Below are 12,800 nucleotides of genomic sequence, written 5' to 3'. Positions count from 1 at the left end.
CCAGGGGAGTTGGTGAGCCAACTCCCCCACTGAAGATTCAGTCCTTGTAGTCGGTATCACTGCGCTCCAACTGCCGGATCAACGCATTCCAATGCCGCGCCACACCCGGTCCTTCGCCACTGGCAAACACCTTGGCCTGCTGCTCAACCTTCTCCACCACCTCCCTCGGCGGGAAAATCAACTCCGCATTCCCCGCCGCCTGCGCTGCGACCTGGATATTGCACGCACGCTCCAACTGCTGCAGCTGCTGGAACGCATGTTCAACACTGACGCCCGCCGTCAACAACCCATGGTTACGCAGGATCATCACACTCTTATCACCCAAATCCGCGACCAGCCGCTCACGCTCGTCAAGGTCGAGGGCAACGCCTTCATACCCGTGGTACGCCACGCGCCCGGAGAAACCGATGGAATGCTGGGAGATCGGCAGCAGGCCGTCTTTTTGCGCCGACACCGCAATACCGTCGCGGGTGTGGGTGTGCAGCACCGCTTGCAGGTCGTGGCGTGCACCGTGAATGGCGCTGTGGATCACATAGCCGGCATAGTTGATGCCCAGGCCGGTAGGGTCGTCGACGATGGTGCCGTCAAGGTCGACCTTGACCAGGTTGGACGCGCTGATTTCATCGAACAACAAGCCAAAGGCGTTGATCAGGAAATGCTCGTCCGGGCCCGGTACGCGGGCGGAGAAGTGGGTGTAGATATGGTCAGTCCACTTGTACAAGGCCGCCAGGCGATAGGCGGCGGCCAGTTTGACGCGCACTTCCCATTCTTCCGGAGTGACGCGCTGGCGGACATTGGTGGAAACGCTGGAAATCGAGGTGACGCTGCTCATGGCAAAACTTCCTGGATGGCCTTAAGGACTTCCAGGCAAGCCTAGGGGATGCAAAAAAATAATAAAAAGCACATTTTAATCTAAGCTAATTATTATTTTTTTTCATATCAGGCTGCATCCTTGATCTTGTGCAACGAGGCCGCGACCCACTTGCCAAACGCATCCACCGGCCCCTGCAGGTTACCGAGGAAGTGCGGATAGATCAGCCACAGGTCCATCACCGGCTTGAAGTCCTTGAGCGGCATCACCGCCAGTTGCTCGCGGTGTGCGCTGCGTTCCAGCAACGGACGTGGCACCAGGCCAAGGCCGAGGCCGTCCGCCACCAGGCCCAATTGCAGCTCAGTACCGAACGTCTCCAGGTTCACCCGCAATGCCAGGCCCTGATCGGACAGGGTCCGCTGCAACCCCGCGCGGAAACCGCAGCCGTCCGGGTTGAGGATCCAGCCATTCTGGTACACATCCGCCAGCTTGCAAGGCTTCTTGGGCAGTTGGGCCTTGGCGCAGACCACCACCAGTTCCATCTTGCCGATGGACTCGCCGATGATGTTGTCCGGGAAGATCTTGCCCGCCGGGAACAACGCCGCCGCCGCATCCAGCTCGCCGCGCTCGATCTTGCCGACCAATTGGCTGCCCCAGCCCGTGGCGACCTGGGCACGCAGGTCCGGGTATTCAGTACGCAGGTGCTTGAGCGCATCGAGCAGCACCACATCACCGATGGTCTGCGGCACACCCAGGCGCAGCACGCCGGTGGGCGGAGCGTCGGTGGCCACCAGTTCACGCAGCGCATCCATCTCGCGCAGAATCAGCCGGCACTGCTCGTAGACGCGGGTGCCGATCAGCGTAGGCTTGAGGGGTTTGGTGTTGCGGTCGAACAGCTCCACGCCCAGCGCCTGCTCGAAGTTCTGCACGCGGCGGGTGATGGCCGGCTGGGTCAGTTGCAACGACTCGGCGGCATGGCTGATGGACTGGCAACGAATCACTTCGACAAAGGCATCGATATCGTCAATTTTCATTTGGGCCGCACATAGAGAACAGTCATTAAGATGTGTGCGAAGCATAGTTGCAGGAACGCTGTCTGGATAGCCCGCGCTGTGCTCGATAACGTCTAACGCTATTCAGACCGGTTCTAAATTACCTTCAGCTATAAGCTAATCATTAAAAAATAGCATATTAACTATAAACATTATGCTTAGATAATCCCATCACCACCGACCATGGAATTGTCATGACCCAGGCCAAGCACCCCGAAAGACTCAGAGCCTTCATCGGCGCCCTGGCGGAATTGATCGACGGCAATCCACGCGAAGGCGACCTGTTGCACCGTGGCGGCAAGCTACTGGCGCAACTGGTCAGCCATGACGACTGGCTGCCCGATGCGTTCGCCCAGCCCGATCCCGAGCGCTATCAGCAATTTCTGCTGCATGCCGACTCGCGCCAGCGCTTCAGCATCGTCAGTTTTGTGTGGGGGCCGGGGCAAAGCACACCGATCCATGACCACCGGGTGTGGGGCCTGATCGGCATGCTGCGCGGTGCGGAATTTTCCCAAGGCTTCGAGCGCGCGCCGGATGGCCGCCTGGTGGCTGAAGGCAAACCGATCCAGTTGGTGCCGGGCCAGGTTGAAGCCGTGTCGCCCAAGGTCGGCGACATCCACCAGGTGAGCAATGCCCACAGCGACCAGGTGTCCATCAGTATCCATGTGTACGGCGCCAATATCGGTGCGGTGCGCCGGGCGGTGTACCAGCCCGACGGCAGCGAGAAACTGTTTATCTCCGGTTATTCCAACGCCTTCCTCCCGAATATCTGGGATTTGTCCAAAGAAAAGAGCCCTGCCCTATGACGACTGTATCCACCCGCAGCTTTGCCCAGCTTCGCCAGGCCCTGTTGGACCATCAAGAAGTGGCCCTGATCGACGTGCGCGAAGAGGCGCCGTTTGCCGAATCCCACCCGCTGTTCGCCGCGAACATACCGCTGTCCAAACTGGAGCTGGAGGTGTATTCGCGCATTCCACGGCGCGATACCCAGGTCACCGTCTACGACAACGGCGAAGGCCTCGCGGCCCGTGCTGCCGAGCGCCTGGTCGCCTTGGGCTACACCCAGGTCAGCCTGCTTGAAGGCGGATTGGACGGTTGGCGCAAGGCCGGTGGCGAGCTGTTCATCGACGTGAACGTGCCGAGCAAGGCGTTTGGCGAACTGGTAGAGAGCGAGCGGCACACACCGTCGCTGGCCGCCGAGGAAGTACAGGCCCTGCTCGACAGCCAGGCCGATGTGGTGGTGCTCGATGCGCGGCGTTTCGACGAATACCAGACCATGAGCATCCCCACCGGCATCAGCGTGCCCGGTGCCGAGCTGGTGTTGCGCGCCCGCGAGCTGGCGCCGGACCCGGCCACGCGCATCATCGTCAACTGCGCCGGACGCACCCGCAGCATTATCGGCACCCAGTCGCTGATCAATGCCGGCGTGGCCAACCCGGTGTCAGCGCTGCGCAACGGCACCATCGGCTGGACCCTGGCCGGGCAGAAACTCGCCCATGGCCAGTCACGCCGCTTTGCGCCGACCTCGGAAGAACATCGCCAGGTCGCCGCCGCCGATGCGCGCCGCGTTGCCGACAAAGCCCGCGTGGGTCGTGCGACCCTGGCCGATCTGCACACCTGGCAGCAGGAAGCGACGCGTACTACTTACCTGTTCGACGTACGCACGCCGGAAGAATTTGAAGCCGGCCATCTGCCCGGCGCACGCTCCACACCCGGCGGCCAGTTGGTGCAGGAAACCGACCACGTCGCCAGTGTGCGTGGCGCACGCCTGGTACTCGCGGATGACGACGGTGTGCGCGCCAACATGTCCGCCTCCTGGCTGGCGCAACTGGGCTGGGAAGTGCATGTGCTGGATAACCTGCAACCGGCGCACTTCAGCGAGAAAGGCGCCTGGGTCGCGCCGGTTCCGGCGCCCGCCCAAGCCGAACTGATCAGCCCGCAAACCCTCAGCGACTGGCTCGGCCATGGCGACACCGTGGTGCTGGACTTCACCGCAAGCGCCAACTACGTCAAGCGCCACATCCCCGGTGCCTGGTGGGCCCTGCGCGCACAACTGCCCCAGGCCCTGGGCAAGGTGCCCGCCGCCCAACGCTACGTGCTGACCTGCGGCAGCAGCCAGTTGGCGCGCCTGGCGGTGGCCGAAGTCGAAGCCCTCACCGGCAAGCAAGTGTTCCTGCTACAGGACGGCACCGCTGGCTGGATCAACGCGCAACTGCCGCTGGAAGAAGGTGAAACTCAGTTGGCCTCACCGCGCATCGACCGCTACCGCCGCCCGTACGAAGGCACCGACAACCCCAAGGAAGCCATGCAGGCCTATCTGGATTGGGAATTCGGCCTGGTCGACCAACTGGCCCGCGACGGCACCCATGGTTTCTACGTGATCTGACTCACCCAACCTGCCTGCCCCCACACCGGGTGCAGGCCCGACATCCGACCCCTCTCCAGGCGGAGGCTGAACCCACATACGAGAGGACACCCGCATGACCCTGCACATCACCCGCCTGGAACCCACGATCGGCGCCGAAATCGCCGGCATCGACCTGCGCCAGCCGCTGACCACCGCCCTGCGTGACGAGCTGCGCGAACTGCTGCTCAAGCACAAGGTGCTGTTCTTCCGCGATCAGGCGATCAACACCGAGCAGCAGATCGCCTTCGCCAAGGAATTCGGCGAACTGTACGTACATCCCACCACCCAGCAGAACGACCCGACGCTGCCGCACGCGCACCTGATCGAAGCCCAGGACGAACGCAAGCTCTACGGCCCGCGCATCAGTGGCCGTTGGCACACCGACACCAGCTGGTTGCTGCAACCCACCCTTGGCGCGGTCTTGCGTGCGGTGGATTTGCCAGAAGTCGGCGGCGACACCCTGTGGGCTGATGCCGGTGCGGTGTACCGTGCCTTACCGGATGAACTGCGCGCCGAAATCGACGACCTGCACGTGGTGCACGACTTCAAGAAGTCCCTGGACAAGGTCGGCTACGATTACCCGATCCTCGCCCACCCGCTGGTACGCACCCACCCGGAAACCGGCGAAGACGGCCTGTTCATCAACTTCTCGCAGAACCCTTCGGTGATCGGCTGGACGCCGCAACAGAGCAAGCAACTGATCGACCGTCTGCTGCTGGAATTCAACAAGCCGGAACACCAGGTGCGTTTCAAATGGCGCCCCGGTTCGGTGGCGTTCTGGGACAACCGCTCCACCCTGCATTATCCGGTCTACAACTATGGCGACTACCCACGTCGCATGGAGCGGGTGCTGATTGCCTATGACGATATTCCGCATCGGGTAAGAGCGGCCAACGCGGCCTGACGCCCTTTCAACCACAACAAAGATCCCCTGTGGGAGTGGGCTTGCCCGCTCCCACAAAGGGTCGGCGGCGCTCTCTCGTCCTTCGGAAATAGTCCCATGCCTCCATCGCGCTTTCACTATTGCGCAGCAGCGCTGAGCCTGCTCGCCATCAACTTCCCAGCCCAAGCCGAAGCCCCCGACAAAACCCTCGGCACCGTCGTCGTCACCGGCAACCGAGGCAACCAGGCCCGCACCCTCGCCGACAGCCCGTCGCCCATCGACGTGATCAGCGCCGAGCAGCTGCAAGCCAGCGGCAAGGTCGGCCTCAAGGAACTGCTGGCGCGTCTGCTGCCGTCGTTCAACCTGCCGGCGATCAACGGCGGTGGCACCTCATGGTCGGTCCGCGGCGTGACCATGCGCGGGCTTTCCGGTGACCAGGTATTGGTGCTGGTCAACGGCAAGCGCCGCCACAACACCGCGCTGATCAACAACCTCGCGCGCATCGGTACGGCGGCGGTGCCGGTCAACCTGGACCTGATCCCGGTGTCGGCCATCGACCATATCGAAGTACTGCGCGACGGTGCGTCCGCCCAGTACGGCTCGGATGCAATCGCCGGGGTGATCAATATCATCCTCAAGGAAAACGACAGCGGTGGCAGCGCCGAAACCTCGTTCGGCCGCTACGGTGCGGGCGACGGCGACACCGTGCACCAGACTGTCAACTACGGCCTGGCGCTGCCCAACGACGGCTTCGCCAACCTGGCGCTGGACGTCAAGGAACAGGAACCCTTCGACCGTACCGGCAGCGCCACCGGGCGTCTGTACGGCACCGCCGCCGCACCCGACAGCCGCGACCAGACCGTCAACCGCCACGGCTGGAACCCCAGCTATGGCCTGGGCCGCGAGAAGGTCACCAACGCCAGCTATAACCTGGAACTGCCGCTGCAGGACGACCTCAAGTTCTACTCGTTCTCCACCGCCAGCTACCTGGAAACCACCAAGGTCACCGGCAACTACCGCCCCAACGAAATCACCGCCCTGGCCGGCGACCCGAACACACCCTACCCCGACGGCATCCACGCGCAACGGCGCAACCGCACCAAGGACTTCCAGGTGGCCGGTGGCTTCAAAGGCTTGGTCGGCGGTTGGGATTACGACATCAGCTCGACCTGGGGCGAAGACGACTCCACGCTCAATGCCAACAACACGCTGAACCCGTCCTGGGGTCCCACCAGCCCGACCTCGTTCAACCTGGCCTCGCAGATCTTTGACCAGTGGACCAACAACCTGGACCTCAGCCGCCGCTTTGATATCGGCCTTGCCCACCCGCTGCAAACCGCGTTCGGCTTTGAGTATCGCTGGGAGAAGTACCAGATCGAAGCCGGTGACTATGCGTCCTATACGCCCGGCAACTACGTGCTGCCGAGCGGGCCGTTCGCCGGGCAGACGCCGCTGCCGGGGCTGGCCTCGTACAACGGCACCAGCACAGCGGATGCCGGGGAGATCAGCCGCAGCAACGTCGCCAGCTATGTCGACCTGGGCCTGGACGTGACCGACCGCTGGTACGTCGGCGCCGCTGCGCGTTACGAGCGCTACACCCAGGACATCGGCAGCACCTGGAGCGGCAAGTTGTCGACACGCTTCAAGCTCACGCCTGAGTTTGCCCTGCGCGGCACGATCAACAACGGCTTCCGTGCGCCCTCGCTGGCGCAGACGATTTACGCGTCATCCACCTTTACTTCCGGCGGCGTGGTCAACGGCCAGCAGGTCTCGGTGCCGGTCAAGGTGTTGCCGGTGGACACGCCTGAAGCCCAGGCGTTGGGCGCCGAGAAACTCAAGCCGGAGAAATCGCTGAACTACAGCTTCGGCTTCACCTACGAACCCACGCAGAACTACCGGTTGACCACCGACCTGTACCAGATCGGCATCCGCGACCGCATCGTGTCCACCAGCCTGCTGGGCGGGCCGGCGGTGTCCCAGGTGCTGGTTGCCAACGGCCTGTCGCCCGGGTTGTACGCGCAGTACTACACCAACGCGGTGGACACCCGCACCCGTGGCGTCGACATCATCAACGAATACCGCCAGCAACTGGACCAGTACGGCCAAGTGCGCTGGAGCCTGGCCTACAACTGGAACCAGACCAAGATCGAAAAACTCCAGGACACCCCGCCCGCGCTGGCCGGGCTGGGCGCCAACTACCAGATTTTCGACCGCCGCCTGCAAAAGGACCTGACCGTCGCCACACCGCAATCCAAATTGATCCTGGCGGCCAACTGGAAAGTCACCGCCTACACCCTCAACCTGGCCCTGACCCGCTTCGGCAGCTACACCGAAGGCGACAATAACCCGATCAACGACCGCAAATTCAGCGCCAAGTGGATCAGCGATATCGACGCCGCCTACGACATCAACCAGCACTTCACCATCGCCCTGGGCGCCAACAACCTGTTCAACGTCTACCCCGACAAAAAAGGCATCAAGGACTGGGCTGGTGGTTACGAATACGGGCAGTTCTCGCCCTTCGGCTTTGGCGGCGCGTATTACTACACGCGCCTGGCGTACAACTTCTGAGGCCTGGGCGATGACTGAATTGAGCTGTGACGTATTGATTGTCGGCGGTGGATTGGCCGGCACCTGGGCCGCCATCGCCGCTGCACGCGAAGGCGTGAGCGTGATCCTGGTAGACAAGGGCTACTGCGGCACCAGCGGCGTCACCGCCACCGCCGGGCCTGGCCATTGGTGGGTGCCACCCGGCGCCCGCGAAGCCGCCATCGACAAACGCCTGGGCACCGCCTACGGCCTGGCGGATGCACGCTGGATGGCCCGCGCCATCGAGACCACCTGGACCAGCCTGCCAGGCTTGAGCGACTACTACGCCTTCCCGCAAAACGAACAGGGCCAGACCCAATACCGTGGCCTGCGCGGACCGGAATACCTGCGCGGCCTACGCCGTCGGGTGCTGGACAGCGGCGTGAAGATTCTCGATCACCACCCCGCCCTGGAACTGCTGCGCGACGACCACGGCAGCGTCGTCGGCGCCCGTGGCTGGCGGCGCCAGGCCGGCGGCGACTGGTTGATCCGCGCCGGCGCCGTGGTACTCGCCACCGGAGGGTGTGCGTTTCTCTCCCGCTTGCTGGGCAGCCACACCAACACCGGCGACGGTTACCTGATGGCGGCCGAAGCCGGCGCCGAACTGTCGGGCATGGAGTTCTCCAACTACTACTGCATCGCGGCGGCCGGCAGCAGCATGACCCGTTCGATGGTGTACAGCTTTGGTGAGTACTTCGATGCGGCGGATCGTCCGTTAAGCATCAATGGCGGCCCGAGCTTTACCGAGGACCTGGCCAAGGCACTGCTCAATGGCCCGGTGTATTGCCGCTTGAATCGGGTCCCTGCGGACATCCGCGCGCAACTGCCGAGTATCCAGCCGAACCTGATGCTGCCGTTTGACCGACGCGGGGTTGATCCTTACCGCGAGCGATTTGCCGTGACCCTCCACCCTGAGGGCACCATCCGTGGCGTCGGCGGGCTCAGGCTGATGGATGATGATTGCCAGACCAGCGTGCCCGGGGTTTTCGCCGCCGGTGATGCCGCCAGCCGTGAACCGATTGCCGGCGCCACCTCCGGCGGTGGTGCGCAGAACTCGGCGTGGGCCCTGTCGACCGGGCAATGGGCGGGCCGTGGAGCGGCGCGACTGGCACGGCAGAAGGCCGCGTATCACGGCGCGCTACGCGGGTTCGAGGGTGCCTCGGGGGGCAGCGCAGAGCTGGTCCAACGTATCCAGGCCGAAGTGCATCCATTGGACAAGAACCTGTTTCGCAGCGGCCATCAACTGGAGCGTTCGTTGCGTGAACTCGACAACGTCTGGGACCAGTTGCAATCCACGCCCCTCACCGGCAACCCCCTGCGCGCCCGCGAAACCGCCGCCATGGCTGCCACTGCGCGCTGGTGCTACACCGCCGCCGCGCTGCGCAAGGAGAGTCGTGGCATGCACCAGCGCAGCGATACGCCTGGACAGCGCTCGCAGTACGACGCGCATCTGCGGCTGTCGGGCGTGGACCAGATACAGGCGCGCTTTGACTCAATCCATCTAGGCCAACCCCAATGATCGAACTGATCTACTCCGACCTGTGCAACGGCTGCGGCCAATGCGTCGCGGTGTGCCCCACCAATGTGCTTGCCGCCGACACAGCCGGCAAACCGCTGATTGCTGAGCAACACGCCTGCCAGACCTGCTTCATGTGCGAGTTGTATTGCAGCAGCGACGCGCTGTACGTCGACCCGGACGTCGAACACCTGCGTCATCCTGACCCCGTGGCAGTGCGTGAAGCCGGCTTGCTCGGCCAATACCGCCGCGACTCCGGGTGGGACGAATGGGCCGATGATCCTGCCCATCGCAACGAGCACTGGCGCATGGATGGCATCTTCGCGCTCGCCCGCACCCCATCAACAAATGCAATTAGTGAATAATCAATCTACTCATAATGAATTATTTTGATAATTAACATATAACCAAAAAGAACTTCACAGCGGGTTTTTATGGGAATAACGTTAACTCACTCACCGACCCCTTCTCCAGGCGGAGGTAAACGAACCCCTTCTTGATCTGCCTGGAGCCTGTATCCCATGGTCTTTACCACCCCCTTCAAGCGCCTGCTCCTGGGCGCCGCCCTCGCCTTCGGCCTGATCGGCAGCAGCCATGCCGCCGACCTGCAACCGCTGCGCGTGGCCAATCAGAAATCCACGATCAAGGCGCTGCTGGAAGTCTCCGGCGAAGCCAAAAATGTGCCTTACCAGATTCAATGGTCGGAGTTCCCTTCTGCCTCGCCGCTGGGCGAAGCACTGAACGCTGGCGCCGTGGACATCGGCGCCCTCGGTGACGCGCCCTACGTGTTCGCCCTGGGGGCCGGTGCGTCGCTCAAGGTGGTCAGCATCATTCACGCCGAAGGCCGCAACACCACGGCCGTACTGGTGCCCAAGGACTCGCCGATCAAAACTGTCGCCGATCTCAAGGGCAAGAAAATCGTCACCGGGCGCGGTTCCATCGGCCATTACCTGGCGATCAAGGCCCTGGCCACGGCCGGGCTGACCACCCAGGATGTGCAATTCATTTTCCTGCTGCCGAGCGAGTCGCGCCTGGTGCTGGATAACGGCACCGCCGACGCCTGGGCCACCTGGGACCCGTACACCACCGTGGTCACCTCGCAAAGCCAGGCCCGCGTGCTGATCAGCGGCAACAAGCTGTTGAGCAATCACCTGTACCTCGCGGCTACCAGCCAGGCTATCGCCGACAAGCGCGCGCAACTGGATGACTTTGTCGCCCGTCTTGATCGCGCCTATGCCTGGGCCAACGTGCACCCCAATGAATACGCGGCCGCCCAGGCCAAGATCACCGGCCTGCCGCTGGCCGTGCATGTGGAAGTCGCCAAGGACACCCACCTGACCCCAGTCGCCATCGACGACGCGGTCATCAGCGGCCTGCAAGCGACCGCCGACACCTACCAAAAAGAAGGCCTGTTGCTCAAGCATATCGACGTGTCACAGGGCTTCGACAAGAGCTTCAACGCCAAGCGTGTCCCCCTTTCCCAAGCCTCGCGCTAATCAGGAGCAGAACATGAGCAAGCCACGCCATTTAAAATTGGGTGCAATGGTCCACGGTGTCGGTCACGGCTGGGGCGAATGGCGCCACCCGAACGCCCAACCCAACGCCAGCACTAGCTTTGGTTTCTACAAACAGCAGACTGAACTGGCCGAAGCTGCCAAGTTCGACTTCGTGTTCATCGCCGATAGCCTGCATATCCACGCCAAATCCAGCCCGCATTACCTCAACCGTTTCGAGCCGCTGACCATCCTGTCGGCGCTCGCAGCGATCACCACCCACATCGGCCTGGTGGCGACCGTGACCGTCAGCTACACCGAGCCCTACCAGGTGGCGCGCCAGTTCTCGTCCCTGGACCATATCAGCGGCGGCCGCGCTGGCTGGAACGTGGTCACCTCGTGGCTGAGCGGCACCGCCGACAACTTCGGCAAGGCCGAGCACCCACCCCATGCCGTGCGCTACCGCATCGCCAAGGAACACGTGAACGCGGTCAAGGGCCTGTGGGATTCCTGGGAAGACGACGCCTTTGCCTACAACAAGCAATCCGGCGAATTCTTCACTCCAAGCAAGCTGCATGCGCTGAACCACAAGGGCGAGTTCTTCTCGGTAAAAGGCCCGCTGAATATCGCGCGTTCACGTCAGGGCCAGCCGGTGATTTTTCAGGCCGGCACCTCCGAAGATGGCCGCAACTTCGCCGCAGAAAACTCCGACGCGATCTTTGTGCATGTGGACAGCATCGAGGAAGGCCTGGCCTATGCCCAAGACCTGAAGCGCCGTGCCAAAGGCTTTGGGCGCGACGCCAACAGCCTGTCGATCCTGCCGGGTATCCGCCCGATTGTCGGCCGCGACGAGGCCGAAGTGGAAAGCCGCTACCAGCAGGCCGTGGACCTGGTCACCGTAGAGGATGCGATCGTCGCCCTCGGCCGCCCATTCAACGACCACGACTTCAGCAAGTACCCATTGGACGCGCCGTTCCCGGAACTCGGTGACCTCGGTTCCAACAGCCAGAAAGGCGGTTCCGACCGCATCAAGCAACTGGCCAAGGACGAAGGCCTGACCCTGCGTGAAGTGGCCCTGCGTTTCTCGCGACCCAAGCGCGATTTTGTCGGCACCCCGGAGCAAGTCGCCGATGCGATCCAGACCTGGTTCGAAACCGGCGCCAGCGATGGTTTCATCATCAATTCGGTCCTGCCGGATGGCTTGCAGTACTTCACCGAGCTGGTGGTGCCGGTGTTGCAGCAACGCGGCCTGTTCCGCACCGACTACAGCGGCCAGACCCTGCGTGACAACCTGGGCCTGGCGATGCCGGTCAACCGCTACAGCGTCGCCGCCGAGGTTGAAGAGCAGCAGGAGGCGCTGGCATGAGTGAATCCCTCAACCGTCAGTTGGCCGACCTGCACGCCGAGCGTGTCGCGACCTGGGCGCCGGAGTCGCTGAAGATCAATATCGACCAGCGCCAGCGCCTGGTGGATGAAGCGCGACCCGACGACTACGTACAGGTGGGCGACGAACTGGACCCGTTCACCCTGCTCACTGTAGAAGGCGGCGAGTTGAACCGTGAGCTGCTGCTGGCCGACGGCCCGGCAGTGCTGGTGTTCTTCCGCTTTGCCGGCTGCCCGGCCTGCAACATCGCCCTGCCCTATTACGAGCGCCAACTCTACCCACGCTTGCGCGAACTCGGTGTGCCGCTGGTAGCGGTGAGCCCGCAGGTGCCGGAGCGCCTGGTGGAGATCAAGACCCGTCATAACCTGCAGTTGCTGGTGGCCAGTGACCCCGATAACAACCTCGGCCGACGCCTTGGCATTCTCTACAGTTTTGATGAGGCGTCGCGCAACGCCGCATTGGCCAAGGGCAACCCCATCGGAGAAACCACGGGTACCGGCACCTGGGAATTGCCGCAACCAACGGTGGTGGTGATTGCCAGGGATGGCAGCGTGGCGTTTGTGGAAGTGAGCCCGGATTGGTTGGTGCGCACGGAAGCTGAGCCGGTGTTGCAAGCCGTTGAACAGCTACTTGCCCAACAGCCTGTGCAACTCGCGATTTAAGGA

Annotated in this window: 11 protein-coding genes; 9 read left to right on the top strand and 2 right to left on the bottom strand. The window is 63.0% G+C overall.

The annotated features are described in order from the left end of the window. Positions 1-37: 37 nt before the first annotated feature. Positions 38-832, bottom strand: a complete 795-nt coding sequence (locus AYR47_RS19395) for a class II aldolase/adducin family protein (protein ID WP_061436380.1) — start codon at positions 830-832, stop codon at positions 38-40. A 107-nt stretch (positions 833-939) separates the two neighbouring features. Beyond that, complete coding sequence (locus AYR47_RS19390) at positions 940-1,845, bottom strand: LysR family transcriptional regulator (protein WP_016980074.1); 906 nt, start codon at positions 1,843-1,845, stop codon at positions 940-942. A 212-nt stretch (positions 1,846-2,057) separates the two neighbouring features. On the opposite strand from AYR47_RS19390, the gene AYR47_RS19385 reads away from it, so the two are divergent. The 9 genes from AYR47_RS19385 (at position 2,058) to AYR47_RS19345 (ending at position 12,797) form a co-directional block, all read left to right on the top strand. After that, positions 2,058-2,669 carry a cysteine dioxygenase gene (locus AYR47_RS19385; RefSeq protein WP_033897171.1) on the top strand — a complete coding sequence of 204 codons (612 nt, stop codon included), beginning with the start codon at positions 2,058-2,060 and terminating at the stop codon, positions 2,667-2,669. Beyond that, positions 2,666-4,249 (top strand): rhodanese-related sulfurtransferase, encoded by a 1,584-nt coding sequence (locus AYR47_RS19380; protein WP_033897170.1) that lies wholly within the window; start codon positions 2,666-2,668, stop codon positions 4,247-4,249. Before AYR47_RS19385 ends, AYR47_RS19380 begins: the two co-directional genes overlap by 4 nt. Before the next feature lie 94 nt (positions 4,250-4,343). Further along, on the top strand, positions 4,344-5,174 hold the full coding sequence (locus AYR47_RS19375; protein WP_033897169.1) for a TauD/TfdA dioxygenase family protein: 831 nt from the start codon (positions 4,344-4,346) through the stop codon (positions 5,172-5,174). Positions 5,175-5,270: 96 nt separating this feature from the next. Continuing rightward, a complete protein-coding gene (locus AYR47_RS19370; protein ID WP_061436378.1) occupies positions 5,271-7,724 on the top strand; it encodes a TonB-dependent receptor plug domain-containing protein in 2,454 nt (817 codons plus the stop codon). Positions 7,725-7,734: 10 nt separating this feature from the next. Further along, on the top strand, positions 7,735-9,261 hold the full coding sequence (locus tag AYR47_RS19365) for an FAD-dependent oxidoreductase (protein ID WP_061436376.1): 1,527 nt from the start codon (positions 7,735-7,737) through the stop codon (positions 9,259-9,261). Then, positions 9,258-9,623 (top strand): 4Fe-4S dicluster domain-containing protein, encoded by a 366-nt coding sequence (locus AYR47_RS19360; protein WP_061436374.1) that lies wholly within the window; start codon positions 9,258-9,260, stop codon positions 9,621-9,623. Before AYR47_RS19365 ends, AYR47_RS19360 begins: the two co-directional genes overlap by 4 nt. Positions 9,624-9,779: 156 nt before the next feature. Continuing rightward, positions 9,780-10,754, top strand: coding sequence for an ABC transporter substrate-binding protein (locus AYR47_RS19355; RefSeq protein ID WP_061436372.1), 975 nt, complete (start codon positions 9,780-9,782; stop codon positions 10,752-10,754). A gap of 13 nt (positions 10,755-10,767) precedes the next feature. Next, the gene (locus AYR47_RS19350; protein WP_061436371.1) at positions 10,768-12,117 is read left to right on the top strand and encodes an LLM class flavin-dependent oxidoreductase; all 1,350 of its coding nucleotides are present in this window, start codon (positions 10,768-10,770) and stop codon (positions 12,115-12,117) included. Then, complete coding sequence (locus tag AYR47_RS19345) at positions 12,114-12,797, top strand: peroxiredoxin-like family protein (RefSeq protein WP_033897163.1); 684 nt, start codon at positions 12,114-12,116, stop codon at positions 12,795-12,797. Before AYR47_RS19350 ends, AYR47_RS19345 begins: the two co-directional genes overlap by 4 nt. Positions 12,798-12,800 lie beyond the last annotated feature (3 nt).

It is taken from the genome of Pseudomonas azotoformans (assembly GCF_001579805.1).
GTDB classification, from domain to species: Bacteria; Pseudomonadota; Gammaproteobacteria; order Pseudomonadales; family Pseudomonadaceae; genus Aquipseudomonas; species Aquipseudomonas azotoformans_A.
This window is presented reverse-complemented; position numbering and strand designations above follow the sequence as displayed.